16 protein-coding genes are annotated in these 20,808 nt (G+C 56.5%); 10 read left to right on the forward strand and 6 right to left on the reverse strand.

From position 1 onward, the window contains the following. Positions 1-23: 23 nt before the first annotated feature. The 3 genes from QEP11_RS03350 to QEP11_RS03360 form a co-directional block, all read right to left on the reverse strand. Entirely contained in the window at positions 24-4,757 is a 4,734-nt protein-coding gene (locus QEP11_RS03350; protein WP_284335160.1) for a glutamate synthase-related protein, read from the reverse strand. A 215-nt stretch (positions 4,758-4,972) separates the two neighbouring features. Then, complete coding sequence (locus QEP11_RS03355) at positions 4,973-5,677, reverse strand: transposase (RefSeq protein WP_284335161.1); 705 nt, start codon at positions 5,675-5,677, stop codon at positions 4,973-4,975. 30 nt (positions 5,678-5,707) lie between these two features. Continuing rightward, on the reverse strand, positions 5,708-6,565 hold the full coding sequence (locus QEP11_RS03360; RefSeq protein WP_284335162.1) for an IclR family transcriptional regulator: 858 nt from the start codon (positions 6,563-6,565) through the stop codon (positions 5,708-5,710). Positions 6,566-6,656: 91 nt separating this feature from the next. Between QEP11_RS03360 and QEP11_RS03365 the strand changes: the two genes are divergently transcribed. The 10 genes from QEP11_RS03365 to QEP11_RS03410 all read left to right on the forward strand — a co-directional run bounded on the left by QEP11_RS03365 (position 6,657) and on the right by QEP11_RS03410 (position 15,266). Beyond that, a complete protein-coding gene (locus QEP11_RS03365; RefSeq protein ID WP_284335163.1) occupies positions 6,657-7,358 on the forward strand; it encodes a 3-oxoacid CoA-transferase subunit A in 702 nt (233 codons plus the stop codon). A gap of 27 nt (positions 7,359-7,385) precedes the next feature. Further along, on the forward strand, positions 7,386-8,042 hold the full coding sequence (locus QEP11_RS03370; protein ID WP_284335164.1) for a 3-oxoacid CoA-transferase subunit B: 657 nt from the start codon (positions 7,386-7,388) through the stop codon (positions 8,040-8,042). 90 nt (positions 8,043-8,132) lie between these two features. Beyond that, positions 8,133-9,344 (forward strand): 3-oxoadipyl-CoA thiolase, encoded by a 1,212-nt coding sequence (gene pcaF, locus QEP11_RS03375; protein ID WP_284335165.1) that lies wholly within the window; start codon positions 8,133-8,135, stop codon positions 9,342-9,344. 20 nt (positions 9,345-9,364) lie between these two features. Beyond that, the gene (pcaD, locus tag QEP11_RS03380; protein ID WP_284335166.1) at positions 9,365-10,162 is read left to right on the forward strand and encodes a 3-oxoadipate enol-lactonase; all 798 of its coding nucleotides are present in this window, start codon (positions 9,365-9,367) and stop codon (positions 10,160-10,162) included. Positions 10,163-10,225: 63 nt separating this feature from the next. Continuing rightward, a complete protein-coding gene (locus tag QEP11_RS03385) occupies positions 10,226-11,287 on the forward strand; it encodes a cyclase family protein (protein WP_284335167.1) in 1,062 nt (353 codons plus the stop codon). A gap of 10 nt (positions 11,288-11,297) precedes the next feature. After that, positions 11,298-11,594 carry a YciI family protein gene (locus tag QEP11_RS03390; RefSeq protein WP_284335168.1) on the forward strand — a complete coding sequence of 99 codons (297 nt, stop codon included), beginning with the start codon at positions 11,298-11,300 and terminating at the stop codon, positions 11,592-11,594. A gap of 21 nt (positions 11,595-11,615) precedes the next feature. Next, positions 11,616-12,353, forward strand: a complete 738-nt coding sequence (locus QEP11_RS03395) for an SDR family oxidoreductase (RefSeq protein ID WP_284335169.1) — start codon at positions 11,616-11,618, stop codon at positions 12,351-12,353. 90 nt (positions 12,354-12,443) lie between these two features. Further along, the gene (locus QEP11_RS03400) at positions 12,444-13,784 is read left to right on the forward strand and encodes a short-chain fatty acid transporter (RefSeq protein WP_284335171.1); all 1,341 of its coding nucleotides are present in this window, start codon (positions 12,444-12,446) and stop codon (positions 13,782-13,784) included. 49 nt (positions 13,785-13,833) lie between these two features. Further along, entirely contained in the window at positions 13,834-14,118 is a 285-nt protein-coding gene (catC, locus tag QEP11_RS03405) for a muconolactone Delta-isomerase (RefSeq protein WP_284335172.1), read from the forward strand. 152 nt (positions 14,119-14,270) lie between these two features. After that, complete coding sequence (locus QEP11_RS03410) at positions 14,271-15,266, forward strand: Bug family tripartite tricarboxylate transporter substrate binding protein (protein WP_284335173.1); 996 nt, start codon at positions 14,271-14,273, stop codon at positions 15,264-15,266. Between the two features lie 152 nt (positions 15,267-15,418). Here the strand turns inward: QEP11_RS03410 and QEP11_RS03415 are convergent, their stop codons facing one another. The 3 genes from QEP11_RS03415 to QEP11_RS03425 form a co-directional block, all read right to left on the reverse strand. Continuing rightward, positions 15,419-17,368, reverse strand: a complete 1,950-nt coding sequence (locus QEP11_RS03415; RefSeq protein ID WP_284335174.1) for a LapD/MoxY N-terminal periplasmic domain-containing protein — start codon at positions 17,366-17,368, stop codon at positions 15,419-15,421. An 8-nt stretch (positions 17,369-17,376) separates the two neighbouring features. Further along, the gene (locus QEP11_RS03420; protein ID WP_284335175.1) at positions 17,377-18,072 is read right to left on the reverse strand and encodes a transglutaminase-like cysteine peptidase; all 696 of its coding nucleotides are present in this window, start codon (positions 18,070-18,072) and stop codon (positions 17,377-17,379) included. A 107-nt stretch (positions 18,073-18,179) separates the two neighbouring features. Next, the coding region (locus tag QEP11_RS03425) for a type I secretion C-terminal target domain-containing protein (RefSeq protein ID WP_284335176.1) at positions 18,180-20,808 on the reverse strand (2,629 nt) is incomplete at its 5' end.

Consider the following 20,808-nt stretch of genomic DNA (forward strand, 5'->3'; position numbering starts at 1 on the left):
CGCCCCACCACTTCAGGCTGTGATTACTTCGCGGCTACTGCTTCTTCTTGAGGAGCTGCTGGCGCTTTCACTGCTTGCTTTTCCTTTTGCTTGCGTTCATAGATTTCTCCGAGTGCACGTTGGTACTCGGTCGGGAATACCTTCACAAACTTGGCACGGGCTGCGCCCCAGTTGTCCAGCAGATCACGGGCACGCTTGGAGCCAGTCCAGCGGCTATGGGCCTCCACCAGATTGCGCAGTTGCTGGTCGTCGCTTTGCTCGTTGTGCCAGATGCCACGCGACACGCTGGCGATGAACTCTTCATGGGGCAGCACTTTTTCCAGCTTCACGCTGGCAGTGTTGCAACGCTCGGCAAACTTGCCGTCTTCGTCATACACATAAGCCACTCCGCCGCTCATGCCTGCCGCAAAGTTGCGGCCGGTCTTGCCCAGCACCACCACGGTGCCACCGGTCATGTATTCGCAACCATGGTCACCCACGCCTTCGATCACGGCCGTTGCACCCGACAGACGCACCGCAAAGCGCTCGCCTGCCACGCCGGAAAAGAACGCCTCGCCACGGGTCGCACCAAACATCACGGTATTGCCCACGATGGTGTTGGCGGTCGACTGTCCCCGGAACTCATGGCTGGGGCGCACGATCACACGGCCACCTGACAAGCCCTTGCCGGTGTAATCATTGGCTTCGCCAGTGATGTTCAGCGTGATGCCCTTGCACAGGAAGGCACCAAACGACTGGCCGCCCGTACCTTCAAAGTGAATGCGGATGGAGTCATCGGGCAAGCCTTCAGGGTGCACCTTGGTGACCGCACCCGAGAGCATGGCGCCAACGGAGCGGTTCACGTTCTTGGCCACTTCCATGATGCGCACCTTCTCGCCGTTTTGGATGGCGGGCTGGCAACGCTCAATCAGCTTCACGTCCAGCGCCTTGTCCAGCAGATGGTCTTGCGTGTCCACGTGGTAGCGGGCCACATCGGCAGGCACGGCAGGCTGAGCAAACAGGCGACTGAAGTCCAGCCCTTGCGCCTTCCAGTGTTCGATGCCCTTGCGGGTGTCGAGCAGATCGGTGCGACCAATCAGGTCGTCGAACTTACGAATACCCAGCTGGGCCATGATCTGGCGCACCTCTTCCGCGATGAAGAAGAAGTAGTTCACCACGTGCTCAGGCTTGCCCGTGAACTTCTTGCGCAGCACAGGATCTTGCGTTGCCACACCCACAGGGCAGGTGTTCAGGTGGCACTTGCGCATCATGATGCAGCCTTCCACCACCAGCGGTGCAGTGGCGAAGCCAAATTCGTCCGCCCCCAGAAGCGCGCCAATCACCACGTCACGACCGGTCTTCATCTGACCGTCGGCCTGCACACGGATACGCCCACGCAGGCGGTTCAACACCAGGGTTTGCTGGGTTTCAGCCAGACCGATTTCCCAAGGGCCACCGGCGTGCTTGATGGAGGACAGCGGCGAAGCACCGGTACCACCGTCGTGACCTGCAATCACCACGTGGTCGCTCTTGCACTTGGCCACACCTGCGGCAATCGTGCCCACACCCACTTCGGACACCAGCTTGACCGAAATGTCGGCGTGCGGCGCCACGTTCTTCAGGTCGTGGATCAGTTGCGCCAAATCCTCAATGGAGTAGATGTCGTGGTGTGGAGGTGGCGAAATCAGGCCCACACCGGGCACCGAGTAACGCTGCATACCGATGTACTCGGACACCTTGCCGCCCGGCAACTGACCACCTTCACCAGGCTTGGCACCTTGTGCCATCTTGATCTGAATCTGATCGGATGACACCAGATATTCGGCAGTCACACCAAAGCGGCCAGAAGCGACTTGCTTGATCCTGGAGCGCAGACTGTCACCGTCACGCAGCTCAATGTCCGACTCGACCTGGGCTTTGCCAATCACCGACGCCAGGGTTTCACCCTGCTTGATCGGAATCCCCTTGAGCTCATTGCGATAGCGCTTGGGATCTTCGCCGCCTTCACCGGTGTTGCTCTTGCCGCCAATACGGTTCATGGCCACGGCCAGAGTGGCGTGCGCTTCCGTCGAGATCGAACCCAAGGACATCGCACCAGTGGCAAAGCGTTTGACGATTTCAGCAGCAGGTTCCACCTCATCCACAGCAATCGCTGTGCTGGGATCACACTTGAACTCAAACAAACCGCGCAGTGTCATGTGACGCTTGCTCTGGTCGTTGATCAGCTGCGCGTATTCCTTGTAGGTGCTGAAGTTGTTGGCACGCGTGGAGTGCTGCAGCTTGGCAATGGCATCGGGCGTCCACATGTGGTCTTCACCACGGGTGCGCCATGCATATTCACCACCGGTCTCCAGCATGGTTTCCAGCAGCGGATCGTCACTGAATGCCGCTACGTGATTGCGGATGGTTTCTTCCGCAATTTCAAACACACCAATACCTTCGACACGGCTGGCCGTTCCGGTGAAGTACTTGTCGACGGTGGCAGTGTTCAGGCCCACGGCCTCGAACAGTTGCGCACCGCAATACGACATGTAGGTGGACACGCCCATCTTGGACATGATCTTGGACAGACCCTTGCCAATCGCCTTCACATAGTTGTAGATGGCTTTATCGGCAGACAGGTCTGCGCCCAGCTCCTGGTGCAACTCACCCAATGTTTCCATGGCCAGATAAGGATGCACAGCCTCGGCACCATAACCTGCCAGCACCGCAAAGTGATGAATTTCACGGGCGGTACCGGTTTCCACCACCAAGCCAGTGGTGGTACGCAGACCTTCACGCACCAGATGCTGGTGGATGGCGGACAAGGCCAGCAACGCGGGGATAGCCACCTGTGTGGCGCTCACATTGCGGTCGCTGATAATCAGGATGTTGGCGCCACCCTTGATTTCATCCACCGCATGGGCGCACAGCGAAGCCAGCTTGGCTTCCACGCCTTCGCGTCCCCAGCTCAGCGGGTAGGTGATGTCGATGGTTGCGCTCTTGAACTTGCCGTGGGTGTGCTTTTCAATCTCGCGCAGCTTGGCCATACCCTCAAAGTCAAGGATGGGCTGCTGCAGCTCCAGTCGCATCGGCGGATTGACCTGGTTGATGTCCAGCAAGTTGGGCTTGGGCCCAACAAACGACACCAGCGACATCACAATGGCTTCGCGGATGGGGTCGATCGGCGGGTTGGTCACCTGCGCGAACATCTGGCGGAAGTAGTTGTACAGCGGCTTGTTCTTGCCTGACAGCACGGCCAGAGGGCTGTCATTGCCCATGGATCCCACGCCCTCTTCGCCGTTCTTGGCCATCGGGGCCAGCAGAAACTTGATGTCTTCCTGCGTGAAGCCAAAAGCTTGCTGACGCTGCAGCAGGCTCAGCTCTGGCTTGGCAGGTGCCACAAAGTCGGCTGGCACTTCGACCTGGTCCAGCTTGATGCGGAGGTTTTCAATCCATTGTTTGTAAGGCTTGGTGTTGACGATGTTGGCCTTGAGCTCATCGTCTTCAATCATGCGGCCTTGTTCCAGATCGATCAGCAGCATCTTGCCCGGCTGCAGACGCCACTTGCGAACGATCTTGCTGTCCGGCACGGGCAGCACGCCAGCTTCCGAAGCCAGAATCACCAGATCATCTTCGGTGACCACATAGCGCGAAGGGCGCAGGCCATTGCGGTCCAGGGTGGCACCAATCTGACGACCATCGGTGAACACCAGGGATGCAGGGCCATCCCATGGCTCCATCATGGCTGCGTGGTATTCGTAGAACGCGCGACGGCGCTCATCCATGCCTTCGTGCTGCTCCCAGGGCTCAGGGATCATCATCATCACCGCCTGGCTGATGGGGTAGCCTGCCATGGTCAGCAGTTCCAGACAGTTGTCGAACGTGGCAGTGTCAGACTGACCTGCAAAGCTGATGGGATAGAGCTTTTGCAGATCATCAGCCAACACGGGCGAGGCCATCACGCCTTCGCGCGCCACCATCCAGTTGTAGTTGCCGCGCACGGTGTTGATTTCACCGTTGTGCGCCACATAGCGGTAGGGGTGGGCCAGCGGCCATTCTGGAAAGGTATTGGTCGAGAAGCGCTGGTGCACCAGGCCGATGGCCGAAACGCAGCGCTCATCCGCCAGATCCAGATAGTAGACACCCACCTGATCTGCCAGCAGCAAGCCTTTGTACACCACGGTACGGCTGCTCATGCTGGGCACGTAATATTCCTTGCTGTGCTTCAGACCCAGAGACTGGATCGCCGCACTGGCAGTCTTGCGGATCACATACAGCTTGCGCTCCAGCGCGTCCTGCACGATCACGTCGTTGCCACGCCCAATGAACACCTGGCGCAGGATAGGCTCCTTTTCACGCACGGTAGGCGACATGGGCATGTCTCGGTTCACTGGCACATCGCGCCAGCCCAGCAGCACCTGACCTTCTGCCTTGATGGCACGCTCCATCTCTTGCTCACACGCCAGACGAGAAGCATGCTCCTTGGGCAGGAACACCATGCCCACACCGTATTCACCAGCTGGCGGCAGCTCCACGCCCTGCTTGCTCATCTCTTCGCGGTAGAGCTGGTCTGGTATCTGAATCAGGATGCCCGCACCGTCACCCATCAACGGATCAGCCCCCACCGCGCCGCGGTGGTCAATGTTCTCGAGGATCTTCAGTGCACCCAGAACAATGTCATGGCGCTTCACGCCCTTGATATGGGCAACAAAGCCCAAACCACAGGCGTCGTGTTCATTGCTTTTGGCGTACAAGCCGTTTTCTTGGAGGTGTGCAATTTCTGCAGCCGTAGTCATGGGGCTCTTCCTCTTGTTTCAATCGCAGGGAAGGCGAGATTACGACCAAGCATCAACTTATGCAAGAAAATTTAATTAGGGTCAGATACTAATTTAATAGCACCAAAAAAAGACAGATTGATAATTAGGGACATATTAAAAATATCAACAAAAACAACACCCATCGAAGAACATCCAGGAATGCAGCACCAAATCAGTGCCTTAAACCACGAGACTTATTCGGAATTAATGCACCCACGTGATGCAGGTCTGCCTGCTTTTTGGCGGGTCAAACGGCGTTCAGTATGCTGCTGCAAGCTTTGAACAAAACTCTCGCTACCCAGCACCCACCCCTTCAGCGCAGCCTCAAGAACCACCTCCTGCACTTCTTCTGTCGTCCCCCGATCCAGCAAAAGAGCGTAAGCAGCCTCGCGCGCAAACGGTGTGTCCCCCAAACTCCAATATGCTGGATGCAACCGCAGCATGCCGTCCGATTGCGCACCTGCACTATGGCGCGCGCTGCTCCAGCCATATTCCACAGCCCGCCCTACAAGCCCGTGGGCGACGCACTGGCTCTCCAGCACCACCATGGCAGGCAACATCCAGGCCTGAGGCTCCAACACCGTAGTGCGATAACGCCCTTCCCACAAGGTGCCAGTGCGACCATGCCTGTTGTTGAAGTTGCGCACATAACTACGTCCTACCGACTGCATGAACTTCGGCAAGCTTTGTGCCTCTTCGGGAGTCACCAGCAAATGCAGCTGGTTGGGCAACAAGATAAAGGCATGGATATCCACCCCAAAACGTCGTCCCATCTCACGCAGCAAGTCTTTCATGCAGGCATAGTCTTGGTCATCCATAAAGATGGCTTGCAGATTGTTGCCCCGTTGCACCACGTAGTGCGGCTGACCAGGCAAGGTTAAACGAGACAATCGGGCCATGATGGATTTGTAGAAATGCGCTGTTGACAATTATCGGCGTGACGTTCGCAGCAGTTGCGATACCTCCTGCGCAGTGCGCAGTAACGAAGGCAGTATGCGTGCCTGCATCTCTTGCGCATTCGTACGGTTGGCTTGACCAGATACATTGATAGCTGCCACCACCTGCCCTTGCGCATTGAACAGAGGCGCCGCCACCGATATCAACCCCTCTTCCAGTTCCTGGTTGATCAGTGCCCAGCCTTGTCGCCGCACTTGATCGAGGGCATTTAGCAAATCTTCATCTTCCACCAAGGTGTAGCGTGTGAAAGCTTCACGAGAGCGCTTGGCCATCAAATCCTGCAGCTTGTCAGATGGCAGACCTGACAACAACACCCGCCCCAGAGACGTCCAGAACGCTGGCAGACGAGATCCGACTCCCAAGTTTGTGCTCATGATTTTGTGGGTGTGCACACGCGCTACATATACAACATCCAGGCCATCCAGCACACCTGCCGAGCAGGACTCCTGCACCGTTTCTGCAAGAGTTTCCATCAATGGGGTTGCAAGATTCCACAGCGGCTGTGAACTGAGATAAGCAAACCCCAGATCCAGGATGCGCGGCGTCAGCTCGAAGTATTTGCCATCACTTTCGACATAACCCAAGGTTTGCAGCGTGAGCAGAATGCGCCGTGCCCCCGCACGTGTCAGCCCCGTTTTGCTGGCGACTTCGCTGAGTGTCTGAGATGGCGCCTCAGCGCTGAACGATCGAATCACTTCCAAACCACGTGCAAATGACTGCACATAGCTATCTCCAGGCTTGTTCTCAGCCGATAACTGCTCACCTCTTTTTGAAGTCAGGGTTTTCCCTAGTGTGGTTTCTACAGCTGCTTTTTTTAATTTCTCGTTCATATAATTCTCTCAGCGAACAAATGTTCTTATATCGAACATTTTAGCAGGGCACTTTCTGCTCTGTGTGATCAGCTCTGCCGGGAAACAACTCATGATCAACAAAGTTACTGACAGCATCGCCGAAGCGCTGTCCGGAATTCAAGATGGTGCCACCGTATTGATCGGTGGCTTTGGCACATCGGGCAATCCTATTGAACTGATCAACGGTCTGATCGCTCACGGTGCCCGCAATCTGACCGTCGTCAACAACAATGCTGGCAACGGCGACACAGGTCTGGCTGCACTGCTCAAGAGCGGCCAGGTGCGCAAGATCATTTGCAGCTTCCCACGCCAGGTCGACAGCTGGGTATTCGATGACTTGTACCGCAGCGGCAAGATCGAACTGGAACTCGTCCCCCAAGGCAATCTGGCCGAGCGCATGCGCGCCGCCGGCGCTGGTATTGGAGCCTTCTTCTGCCCAACGGCTTACGGCACACAGCTGGCTGAAGGCAAGGAAACCCGCGAAATCAACGGCAAGCACTATGTGCTGGAGTACCCCATCTACGGCGATGTGGCTCTGATCAAGGCCGAAAAAGGTGACCGCTGGGGCAACCTCACTTACCGCATGTCAGCGCGAAACTTTGGGCCAGTGATGGCAACCGCTGCCAAGTTCACCGTAGCCACCGTGCACGAAGTGGTCGAGCTCGGTGCTCTGGACCCTGAAGCCATCGTCACCCCTGGCATCTTCGTGAGCAAGGTGGTTCCTATTGAACGTGTTGCCACGCAAGCTGGCGGCTTTAAGAAATCTGCCTAACAGCATATCTAGAGCAGGAGTAACAGCGTGAGCAACTATCAAAAACGCAGCAAAGACGAACTGGCAAAGCGCATTGCCCTGGACATTCCGGATGGTTCCTATGTGAACCTCGGCATTGGCATGCCCACCAAGGTGGCCAACCACATCCCTGCGGACCGCGAAATCGTGCTGCAGTCAGAGAACGGCATTCTGGGCATGGGCCCAGCACCAGCCGAAGGATTGGAAGACTACGATCTGACCAATGCGGGCAAGCAGCCCGTCACCTTGCTGCCCGGCGGCAGCTATTTTCACCATGCAGACAGCTTTGCCATGATGCGCGGCGGCCATCTGGACATTTGTGTGCTGGGAGCTTTCCAGGTTTCCGCCACCGGAGACCTCGCCAACTGGAGCACTGGTGAAGCGGGAGCCATCCCCGCTGTCGGTGGCGCGATGGATCTGGCCGTGGGTGCCAAGAGCACCTGGGTGATGATGGACTTGCTCACCAAGACCGGCGAATGCAAGGTGGTCAAAGCCTGCACCTATCCATTGACCGGGCTGGCTTGCGTCAAACGCATCTATACCGATCTGTGCACGCTGGAGTGCACCCCTGAAGGTCTGCGCCTGATCGACATCGTGGATGGCATGAGCCACGCAGAACTGGAAAGCATCGTCGGCCTGCCCATCGCTGCTGCACAAAACGCCTGAGACCCCCGACGCCAGCCTTGTCCTCCAAGTGCTGGCTGTTCCTACTTTCAACAACTTGGCACAACGCCACCCGTGAGCCGGAGACATACCATGAGCACAGCCCCTCAAGCATTCATCTGCGACGCCATCCGCACTCCCTTTGGCCGCTACGGCGGCACGCTGTCCAGCGTGCGCACCGACGACCTGGGTGCCTTGCCCATCAAGGCACTGATGCAGCGCAATCCCAATGTGGACTGGAAAGCCGTGGACGATGTGCTCTACGGCTGCGCCAACCAGGCAGGCGAAGACAACCGCAACGTGGCCCGCATGTCGGCCCTGCTGGCGGGCCTGCCCATTGATGTACCCGGTGCCACCATCAACCGCCTGTGCGGCTCGGGCCTGGATGCGGTGGGTTCAGCCGCCCGCGCCATCAAGTCCGGCGAAGCACGCCTGATGATTGCCGGCGGGGTGGAGTCCATGAGCCGCGCACCCTTTGTCATGCCCAAGGCCGAAACAGCCTTCAGCCGTAACAACGCCGTGTACGACACCACCATCGGCTGGCGCTTTGTGAACAAGCTGATGAAGGCGCAGTATGGCGTGGATTCCATGCCCGAGACGGCCGAGAACGTGGCCGACGACTTCAGGATCGAGCGCGAAGCACAAGACCGCATGGCGCTGGCTTCGCAGCAAAAGGCCGCAGCTGCGATTGCGGCTGGCTATCTGGCCAGGGAAATCGTTCCTGTATCCATTGCCCAGAAGAAGGGCGACCCGCTGATCTTCAGCCAAGACGAGCATCCACGCGCCACCACACTGGAAGCGCTGGCCAAACTCAAGGGTGTGGTGCGTCCCGACGGCACCGTGTCTGCCGGCAACGCCTCGGGCGTGAACGATGGAGCTTGCGCGCTGCTGCTGGCCAACGAAGAAGCCGCCCAGCAATACGGCCTGACACCCCGTGCCCGCGTGGTGGGCATGGCTACGGCAGGCGTTGCGCCACGCATCATGGGTTTTGGCCCCGCGCCTGCGGTGCGCAAGGTGCTGGCCCAGACGGGTTTGACGCTGGCCGACATGGACGTGATTGAGCTCAATGAAGCCTTTGCCGCCCAAGGTCTGGCGGTGCTGCGCGACCTGGGTATTGCGGATGACGATGCCCGCGTGAACCAATGGGGCGGCGCAATTGCGCTGGGACACCCGCTGGGCGCCTCGGGCGCACGTCTGGCCACGACTGCAGTGAACCAGTTGCACACGCTGGGTGGCCGGTATGCGCTGTGCACCATGTGCATTGGCGTGGGCCAGGGCATTGCCGTGATTCTGGAAAAAGTTTGAACGACTGCAGACACTCCACCATGAGCACCTCCACTCTCTCTACCGCCACGGGCACTTCCCGCATTGACCTGCAGGGCCCCGCCGATGCACCTGTTGTCGTGTTGTCCAATTCTTTGGGCACCACATTTGAAATGTGGGACGGTCTGGCCAAAGCACTGTCGGGCAGTTTCCGGGTCTTGCGCTATGACACCCGCGGACATGGAGAGAGTGTCTGCACGCCTGGACCTTATAGCTTCTCGCTGTTGGGCCAGGATGTGCTGTCCATTCTGGATGCACTGCACATTGAAAAGGCGCACTTCTGCGGCATTTCAATGGGCGGACTGACCGGGCTTTGGCTGGGCGTAAATGCAGCTGCACGCCTGCACAGCATTACGGTAGCCAACAGTGCCGCAAAGATCGGCACCGCGTCGGCGTGGCAGGAGCGGGCAACCATGGTGCGCAGCCAGGGCGTGGCAGGCATGCAAACGCTGGCCAGCAGCGCACCCAGCCGCTGGTTCACCGAGACCTTTTGTCACACCCATCCTGAGCTGGTGAAAACAGCCCAGAGCTGGGTCGCAGGCATCAGCCCTGAAGGTTATGCCAGCTGCTGTGAAGCATTGGCCCAAGAAGATCTGCGCAGCAAGCTGCACACGATTGCAACACCGACCTTGCTCATTGCGGGTGAGTTCGACCCGGTCACGACGGTCGCGGATGCGCAAGCCATGCAAAGCGCCATCCCCCACGCCCGCTTGGTCCAGCTACCAGCATCCCACCTCTCAAACCTGGAAGCTCCCGAGACTTTCGCTCAAGCACTCACAAGCTTCATCCATCGAGGCTGAGCGGCAAATCTGGCAACCACACCGACTGAAACCAGCGGTGTTCATTGGAAGACTGGAGAACGTATGACAACCCAAAACCCGCGTTGGAAACAGCGCCCCGAAGGGTCAACCTGGGGTGACTTTGGTGAGAACGACCAGTTGGGCCGTCTCAACCTGCTGACTGCAGAAAAGGTTCGCCAGGGTGTTGCCGAGGTGCGTGAAGGACTGCGTTTTTCCCTGAGCCTTCCATTGGACTATCCCGGCGGCAGCGCGCTCAACCCCAACCGCAAACCGCCTGTGCTGCGTCCCTTACAGCGCAAAGGGCTGGTCAATTTCAACTGTTTGCTCCAGGAGCTGGAGCCAGGCCGCACCGACGTGCTCTCCGATGACATGGCCATTTTGTCGCTGCAGTACTCTACGCAGTGGGATGGACTTGCACATGTGGGTGCACTGTTCGATGCCAACGGGGACGGTATCCCCGAAGCGTTGTACTACAACGGATTTGCTGCAGGCATTGATGTCGTGGGCCCCTCCGATGTGAGTGGTACTGGAATTCCTGCACAGTTGGATGACACCTCCAGCACCAGTTGCGCCAAGGCCCTGGGCATTGAAGGCATGGCGCGCAATGGCGTGCAAGGCCGCGGCGTGATGCTTGATTTGCGCGCGCACTTTGGCGACAGCCGTACCTTGGTGGGCTATGACGAACTTATGCGCGTGATTGAACGCGACAAGGTTGAGATTGCGGCTGGAGACATTGTCTGCCTGCACACAGGGTTTGCGCAGCGTGTGCTGGAGATGAACAAGCAGCCAGATCCCGCCGTGCTCAACAACATCTGCGCCGTTTTGGACGGCAGAGACGCAAGGCTGCAGCAGTGGATCACTGACAGCAATATTGCGGCCATTGCTGCGGACAACTATGCCGTCGAAGCGCACCCCGCAAAGCCCGGCCCCGCATGCTGCTCCGCGCTTCCATTGCATGAGCACTGCCTGTTCAAGCTGGGCGTGCATCTGGGCGAGCTTTGGCAATTGACACCCTTGGCACAGTGGCTGCGCGATCATCAGCGCCACCACTTCTTGTTGACGGCCCCACCGCTGTTTTTGCCAGGCGCGGTGGCTTCTCCTGTCACGCCTGTTGCAACGGTCTAAGGGAGCCGCCATGCCATACATCGTCGAGACCTTTGACAAGCCTGACCACCAGGCTGTACGCCAGCAGCACCGTCCGGCTCACCTGCAATTCCTGGAGGCCCACAAGCATCTGCTACTGGCTTGTGGCGCCAAATTGAATGACGAACAGGAAGACCTGGGCGGAGGCTTGTATTTGCTGGATCTCGACACCCGAGAGGCCGCACAGGCCTTTATCGAAGCGGATCCATTCTTTCAGGCTGAGCTTTTTGCCCACGTCTCTATCACGCGCTGGCGCAAAGCCTATCTGGCTGGCAAGTGCTGTCTGTAACCCAACCTCCTCTGCTTGCATATGTCTTCTATTCATGCTTCCAACAATGGCCGTCCTCGTGTCCTGATCACTGGTGGCGGTGCCGGTATTGGTGCCGCAGCAGCACAGCGCTGCCGCGAAGATGGCTATGAGCCCATCATCATTGACCGCGAAGTCAGCCACATTCCTGGCGCGATTCAAGCAGACCTCAGCAATGTCCAAGATACAGCCCGCGCGCTGGAGCAGGCTCTGCAAGGCGGTCCCATTACGCGGCTCATCAACAACGTGGGGGTTGTGGTTCCCAACGATGCCGAATCGCAAACCCTGGCTGAGTTCGACCTGGCCATTTCATTGAATTTGCGCTGTGCTTTGCAATGCATGCAGGCTCTGCTGCCAGGCATGAAGGCCGAAGGCTTTGGCCGCATAGTCAACATGTCTTCGCGCGCTGCGCTGGGCAAGGATCTGCGCACCGCCTACGCCGCCAGCAAGGCGGGGCTGATCGGCATGACCCGTGTTTGGGCTCTGGAGCTTGGCCAATACGGCATCACGGCCAACGCCATTGGTCCAGGCCCGATCCGCACCGCCTTGTTCGACAAGGCCAACCCCCCGGACGCACCACGTACCCAGAAGATCATCCAGTCCGTGCCTGTCAAACGCGTAGGCACACCAGAAGATGTCGCACACGCTGTCTCTTACATGCTCGACGAGCGCAGCGGCTTCGTGACCGGCCAGATTCTGTATGTCTGCGGTGGCATGACTGTCGGTGTCGCCAGCGTCTGAATAGGACGCTCCTAGCAGGCTTCACGTTTCTGCAGCCAATCGCTTCCCCCTCTACACACACATAGCAATTAACAGACAAGGGAGATACCAATGTCCAAAATCACAGCCTTCTTCACGGAGCTGATGCGCAAGTATCTGCCCGACCCATTCGTCTTCGCCATCTTGCTCACCTTGCTGACCATGGCGCTGGCCTTTGCGGTAGAAAGTCGTCCGATTGATTTGGTAGTTGCAGACTGGGGCAAGGGTTTCTGGAGTTTGCTGGCCTTCACCACCCAGATGGCCGTGATTTTGGTCATGGGTTATGTCTTGGCTGCGGCTCCCGTGGTGAACCGGTTCCTGGACAAAATTGCCAGCTATGTAGACACACCTCGCCAAGCCATCATCGTCGCCACCATCGTGGGCTGCGTGGGTAGCTACCTGAACTGGGGTTTTGGCTTGGTGATTGGCGGCATCATGGCGCGCAAACTGGCCTTGCGCGTAAAGGGCGTGCACTACCCACTCATCATTGCGTCGGCTTATACCGGTTTCACGATGTATAGCCTGGGCTTCTCCGCGACCATTCCTGTGCTGATTTCCACCAAAGGGCACACCTTTGAAAGCACCATGGGATTGATTCCGCTGACGGAAACCATCTTCTCTGCACCTATCCTGATCACCAGTTTGGTGGTTCTGATTGCACTGCCATTGCTCAACGCAGCCATGCACCCCAAACAAGGCGAAAAAGTGGTTGAGCTGGACCCCTCGGTCATCGCACAGGAAAACAAGTCAGGCTCTGCGTCCAGCGAGTTGCTGGGCGACGAAAAGACTCTGGCTTACCGCCTCAACAACAGCCGCCTGCTGAGCTTGCTCATTGGCTTGTGCGGTATGGCTTATGTGGGTCTGCACTTTTTCAAAGGTGGCAACCTCGACCTGAACATGATCAATTTCTTCATCTTGTTTCTGGGCATCTTGCTGCTCAAGACCCCGATGCAATACGTGGAGAAGGTCAATGAAGGCGTCAAGACCATCGGCGGCATCATTCTTCAGTTCCCGTTCTATGCCGGCATCATGGCCATCATGCACGGATCAGGGCTGGTGGAGTCAATTGCAGAAGTGTTCGTCAACATCTCCACGGTAGACACCTTGCCGCTGTGGGGTCTGGTGAGCTCTTTCTTCATCAACTTCTTTGCACCTTCCGGCGGCGGTCACTGGGTACTGCAGGGGCCTTTCATGATTGATGCAGCCACAACCCTGGGGGCTTCCCAGGCACAGACTGCCATGTCGGTGATGCTAGGCAATGGCTGGAACGATCTGGTGCAGCCCTTCTGGATCCTGCCAGCGCTGGCCCTGTCCAAGCTCAAGCTCAAAGACATCATGGGATACACCGTAGTTTCCATGATGCTGGTTGGCGTGATTTACGCCTCCACCATGCTCATTTGGCCTTTGCTGTAAGCCATCGCCAGGTTCTCTTCCCACACTCTCACGATAAGGAACTCCTTCCATGTTGTATATGGTCGAAATGCTGGTTCAGATTCCCCACTCCTTGGACCCTGCTGTCGTCGCAAAGATCAAGCAGGAAGAAAAGGAATACTCGCAAAAACTGCAGCGTGAAGGCAAGTGGCGCCACCTGTGGCGCGTGGTGGGCGAGTACGCCAACGTCAGCATTTTTGATGCAGCCAGCAATGACGAGCTGCACACCATGCTGAGCAATCTTCCCCTGTTCCCATACATGCAGATCAAGGTGAAGCCTCTGGCCAACCACCCATCTGCCATCGTTCAGGAATAACGCGTTTGTCCGTGGAGCACGCTGCTTCCACACTTTTTAAACCGGATGGCTGTGCCACGCATGCGCAGCCACCTTTCACCCAAGCCCACTCACTGAGCCAACTGATGTGGTGCAAGGGATGCTTGTTTTGATACCTGTTCAAGGAGACTTTGGTGTTTGATTCCTCCCTCATTTTTACGCGCCGTCATGGTCTGAAGGCACTCGCTGTTGCCGCACTGTCTGTCGCCGGTATTGCTCCCGCTGCTGCACAGAACTACCCCAACAAACCCATCAACATCATTGTTCCCTTCTCTGCTGGCGGTACCACCGACATCCTGGCGCGCATTGTCGGCCAGGCACTGGGCAACGACCTCGGCCAAAGCGTCATCATCGACAACCGCCCAGGTGCTGGCGGCAACATTGGTGGTCAGGCAGCTGCACGTGCAGCTGCCGATGGCTACACCCTCTTCATGGGCACCGTAGGAACGCATGCCATCAATGCAGCGCTTTACAAGAAGATGCCTTTCGACCCCATCAAGGACTTTGCCCCCTTGAGCCGCGTGGCCAATGTTCCCAACTTGCTGGTGGCTCACCCCAGCCAACCCTACAAGACGGTCCAGGAACTGATCAGTTATGCCAAGGCCAACCCTGGTGTTGTGAACTTTGGCTCCTCGGGCAGCGGCAGCTCCATCCATCTTTCCGGCGAATTGTTCAAGACCATGGCTAAGGTCGATATGGTGCACGTCCCCTACAAGGGCAGTGCCCCCGCCGTGACCGATTTGCTGGGCAACCAGATTGCGATCATGTTTGACAACATGCCCTCGGCCATTCAGCACGTGCGTTCCGGCAAGCTGCGCCCCATCGCCGTCACGACCGCCAAACGCTCGCCCGAGTTGCCCGATGTACCTACCGTGGCAGAAGCAGGTGTTCCTGGATATGAAGCCACTTCATGGTTTGGTTTGTGGGCTGTCGCAGGTACTCCGCAACCTGTGATGGACAAATTGCATGCATCGCTGAGCAAGGTGCTCAAAGACCCTGCCGTCATCAAAAAGATTGCAGACCAGGGTGGCGAAGTGACCATCGACACTCCCGCCCAGTTTGATGCCTTCATCAAGACCGAAGCCACCAAGTGGGGCAAGGTCGTGAAAGAGTCTGGCGCAGAGGTTTAAGCGTCCGACAGGCAGCTGATCTCCGCTGCCGTTGTCTCCTCCTTTGACACGCCGGGTTGCATTGCGCACTCGGCGTTTTTTTTATTTCCGATCATTGAAAGCCCGGCGCCTCATGAGACCGGCGCGCTTGGCGTGCCACTAACACCACGGTTCTAGTTGCCCGCAACTGGAAGGCTCGCCCCTTTGGCACGTAACCAATCTGCAGTATTTCCCGACACCAGGTCCGTGATGTAAATAGCAGCACCTTGTGCCTGTGCAGTTTCCAGCATGGCCTCCAGCAGGCTCCTTGTCCCCATGTTCTGCATGGCCTGGTCGGCAAACTGAGCACCAAGCTTCACATAGCTCGGTTGTATTTGCGGCAACTGAGGCAATGCCATCGGTGACTGGTCCAAACGACGTAATCCCACTTTTGCACCAGCTTTAACCATTGCATTGCAAAAAGCCACCGCCTTGCTTGGCGTAGCTTCCAAAGCAAACGCGTCAATCTCAAAAATCAACTTCGGAAGTACATCCCGCCAGCCTTCTTCCAGTAGCTGTGTGCCCATGTGCTCTGCAAAATTCGACTGCTCCAACGAGGGCAGAGAAATCCGCAGCACCATCGTGTTATGTGGATTCAATGCCAGCCACCGTATGGCCAGTTGCACCGCCTTCAAATCAAATTCTGCAGACAGGCCCAACCGAACTACTGCAGGCAGAAACAAAGCAGCTTCGAGCACATTGCCGTCGGCTTCATGCAACTGCAAAGCTGCCTCTTGCCACTTCTGCGTATCCACCTGCGAAGTGTAAGTTTGTGACTGCACCGTCAAGCTCAGTTGCTGTGGATGCCGCAATGCGCTGTGCAACACATCTTGCCATTGCCCTTCGCCTGCGTGATGCGTTACAACACTGGTAGCTGCGAGCTCCGTATATTCCACCTCTCCATGCCCTGCACTCTCCGCACGCATCAAAGCCTGATCCAGACGCACCAGGACGTTGCTGATCTGGTCACCATCTGCATACGCTGTCAGTGCGAATGCCCAACGCGACCATTGGTCAGCCTCCAGACGCAAGCGCAAGGGCTGCAACATCTGACGCAGCTGCTGCACAACTTTCATGGCAGACATACTGGGCATCCCCGGTAAAAGTACCGCAAAGTCACTACCGTTGATGCGAGCCAGCAATGCATGCTCCAAATTCTTGTGCATCAACACATTGCGTACTTGCTGTGCAATACCTTTCAGCCAGTCATCCACATCCTGGCGTTTGTACATGCTGTTGAGCCCTTGCAAATCACGCTGTCGCACCAGCAGCACATATCCATGTGTCTCGGAGCCGCCCTGCAAACGCTTCTTGAGCTCATTCACAAAATACTTGCGGTTGGGCAACTGCGTGACCGGATCACAATTCGTTTCCAGCTCCAGACTCTCAATGCGTTCTTGCTGCAGCTTTTCGGTGTGCTGCACACGCTCATGGGTGGTTTGAATAGCGCTTGTCACCGCTTGCAACTCTTGCAGCTGTGCCGACTGAACATGCCTTTCTTCTTGCTCCATACCAATGCGCATGACCTGCCCAGCCACCTCATCTGCCAGGACACGCCGGAACCAGCGCAACAGATAGCCTACAAAAATGGCCCAAGCAAAACCTGCAGCCACAATCAAGGCGGTCATTTTGACGCTGCTGATCCACAAGGCTTCTTGCGCCACCTGGTTATCTACCGTCACAGACACAAAGCCCAGCTGCTTCCATCCATTACTCACAGCGCGCTCCGCTTGTGCGCTGGGCAAAGGCATCAACCACTGAAACCACCGAGGCGCACGCTCTTGGCGCAAGTCCTCCAATTGCTGGCGTTCAAACAAGGTCTCTCCGTCCGGTGCAACCATTCGCACTGCATCGAACTGTCCGGTATCAAACAATGCAGACATCAACAGCTCCTGTGTCACCGGATCCTGATTGGCCGGCTGTGACAAGGAAAGAGCCAAAGCTGTCACCGCATTTTCACTTTGGCTATGTAGCTGATCCCCCAGATAACTACGTGCGCCATCCAGGCTGAAGAGCAAAGTCCCAGCCAATATGCCCAATAGCGCAATGGAGAGACTCAGCAAAAGTTGTCGCAGCAAGGACATGGGTTTCTTCATACATCGAACCCTTCTTGGCGCATACGCACCAGCAGATTTTTCCAACGGTTGATGCGATCTGATGACGCGGACCGCGCTCCGCCAACGTACACCGCTTCGGCATCAAAACTAAATACAGGTGTGAGATCGGTACGTTGGCTCGCAACTTGTATGCTGCCCACCAGGTTATCCAACACCAGAGGATCTACTTGGGGACTGGCATAAAAGCCCAGCACCATGTGCGCCACACTGCGCTGGCTCCCTATCCCTCCAACCCTCGCACGAACGTAGATCAAGCGCATTTGCTGTGCGGGTACCCCTAGTCGAATCAGTGAAAAATATTTGCCAATGACAAAGTCTTCGCAGTCGCCAGTGCCTTTGCCCAGGCTCTCAATGGGTGTGGCCCAGTAATCCGCCTCATTCCAGATTTGCTGATCAACGCCAGCTAAGACATGGATATTCCAAAAATCATTGATGGCTGCAAGCTGCTGACCAATTTCGCGCCCCTGCTGAAGTTGCAGAATTTGCATCCATGCCTGCAAACGCTTTAGCCCTGGCTGACCAAAGCGCTGCTGCATGCTCGATTGCAGGCTCTGCGCATTCCAGGCTATGGACACCGGTGCCAGCGCTGCACAAATCATCGTCGCCGCGCCGGACAGCAACGCACGGCGACTGAGCTTTTGATGCCTTGGCTGGAGCTGCAATCGGTGCATGGTTCCCAAAGTAGATGACGGAGATGTGATAGCTGACCAACGGCCTTGCGAGAACAAAGAGCGCTTGCAGCTGCAAGCGCCCTTTTACCATCACAAACGACGACTCTTTATTGATCCACTCGCAATTTGCCTTGCTGAATCAAGTCATTGATCAGCTGATTCTGGTCATTGCCAGTTACCAAGTTGACGTTCTCCAGGGTAATTTGCTGGTCAAAGTTGCTCCCCCCGGCACCCAGGACGCCAGTGGTTGAAACCTTGATCACAGTATGGGTCTGCGATCCACTGGTTTCGGTGCTGAAATGCAGGAACTTGGTGAGATCTGCTCCAGTCTCCCCTTGCAAAAGATCGCTCAAATCCAAGACATCTTTTCCGTTGGCAGAACCAGTTGCCATGCCGAAGTCTTTGACGACGTCCTTCGCAGGGGCTGCAACGGTGCCTGCATCCCCGGCTTTCCACAAGAAAATGTCGTCCCCGGCTCCTCCCACCAAGGTATCAAATCCCTTGCCGCCAATCAAGGTGTCATTGCCGGTGCCGCCGTACAGGATGTCTGCACCTTCACCACCATCCAGAATGTCATTGCCACCTTGACCATAGAGGATGTCATCCCCCTTGCCACCTAGCAAGGTTTCATTACCCCCACGGGGATCATTCGCGACATTGAATCTCTCATGGTTCGCCTGGATATAGTCATACAGCTCTGCATTGGTTGCAGCATGACCATGCTTGGCAGCCAGGAAGTATTGCAAGGCCAGCAAACCTGAACCATTTGGCAAGTTGGCAGGCCTGCCACCAGCAATTTCATTCCATGGCAAGACCGTTCCATCTGTATTGATCGTGTCGCCAAACAAGATGTCATTGCCATCACCGCCGTCTATGATGTCATTGCCCACCGGCAATGGATCGGTGATGGAGCTTCCCCCTTGTAAGGCTGCTGCCAGTTCTTCAGCAGTATTCACAATTTGGGGCTCTCCAACAGAGCCTGTGACGTACTGTGTAGGACTCCACGGCCACTGCCCAGAGAAAGCCGCTGACCCTTGGCCCGTGGTATCCGAATTATCAAAGAACCTCAAGTAAGCTTCCGAAACGGATGATCCCATACCAATCGCATTCACCTTGCTGATCTTGCTCAGAGGTGCAAAAGAGGACACTGAGTCACGCATTGTTTCGTATGTGGTCGATGATCCAGTACCGGCCACATTATTCTGGTTATTGAGGTAGTAAGTCGGATTTCCATCAGTCAGAAAATATGTCAAGTTTTCAAAGCTGGAGGCGTTGGGCTGGGTTTGCAAGCCATTGAACCAAGAAACAGCACGATTGAAAGCGGCTTCATAATTTGTGCCCTCATTTGGCGCCGGCATGGACTTGATCGCGTCAATCAAAAGCTGTGCTTTTGACGCATTCAAGCCCTTTACTTCATAAGTCTTTTTGACTGTGTCACTGAACGCTATCAATTGCACATTGACCACGCCATCATGGTTTTTGATGCCATTGACAAAACTTTCCAGCGCTTGCACAGCCAATTGGAAGCGATTCAAGCCTGGCGTCCCTGAAGGATCCTTCATGCTGCCTGAAACATCAACTACCAGTGCAATGTTGTAGTTCTTCCCTGGCTGTACGTTCGTAACAGTCCCGCCTGTATCGCCCAAGATCACATCATTGCCAGATCCCCCGGTCAGGGTCGACCCCTTGTTGTCGCCGGAAATCATATTGTTGGTCTTCATGACGAATTTGTACTCTGCGGACGTATCCACTCCACCGTCAGCAGTACCGCCTACGTCTTGCACCTTGAAGTTGAACGTTCCCTCCTGACCGTTGGTGGAGGGTGTGAACTTCAGTTTGCCTGCTGCAATATCGGCCACGCTGATAGAAGCTCCCGCGGTTACGCTGTTGCCATCTAATGTCAGCGTCCCGTTGGTTGGCAGTTTGGAAATGATCACGCTCTTTTGCGCATCACCTTCCACAGGGTCCTGATAGGCAAAATCTGTGGCCTTGAACGTATAGACCTTGCCCGTTGTGACGTTGGCAGAAGCATCTGCCGAGGTTGGAGCATCGTTGACTGGCTTTACATCGATCACCAGAGTGGAAGACTCCGTCGCAATACCATCCGTGGCTTCATAGGTGACGGTTGGAACAGTACCATTCCAGTTCGCGCTAGGAACAAATCTGAAGGCTCCATCTGCAGCAATCGTCAATACACCACTCGGCAGCGTTGCTGACTGACCCGCGTTGTACGTATTGCCACCTACCGTAAAAGTCTTCACTGTCAAGGCTTGGTTGCTATCTGCCTCCGTGTCATTCGTCAGCACATTGCCGGCAATCGGTGTCGCCTGATCCTCCAGCCCCGTCGCAGAGTCACTCTCCAGCACTGGCAGCTTGTTGGTGTCTTTCACCACACCATCACCACTGTCACTGATCCCTGCAGGCAAGCTCTCGCCATTCGCTGTGGAGCCAGACAAGGTTGCAGACAGCGTGATTGTCTCCGAGCCCTCATAGATGAAGTCCACCTTGGTCGGCACATGCACCTGGATACCACCCGTGGTGCCTGCGGGCACCGTGAAGCTGTAGTTACCGTTGGCATCTGGGCCAGACAAAGTTGCAGGACTGCCATTGATGCTGACACTCACAGCGCCCAAATCATTTGCGGCATCAACTTGGCCACCGAGCTTGAACGTCATGGTGGTGTCCTTGTCCACGGCCTTGCTCAGCGCCATGTCAAACACCGCCGCCTTGCCTTCT

This window comes from Comamonas halotolerans (assembly GCF_030162935.1).
In the GTDB taxonomy this organism is placed as follows: Bacteria; Pseudomonadota; Gammaproteobacteria; order Burkholderiales; family Burkholderiaceae_C; genus Comamonas; species Comamonas halotolerans.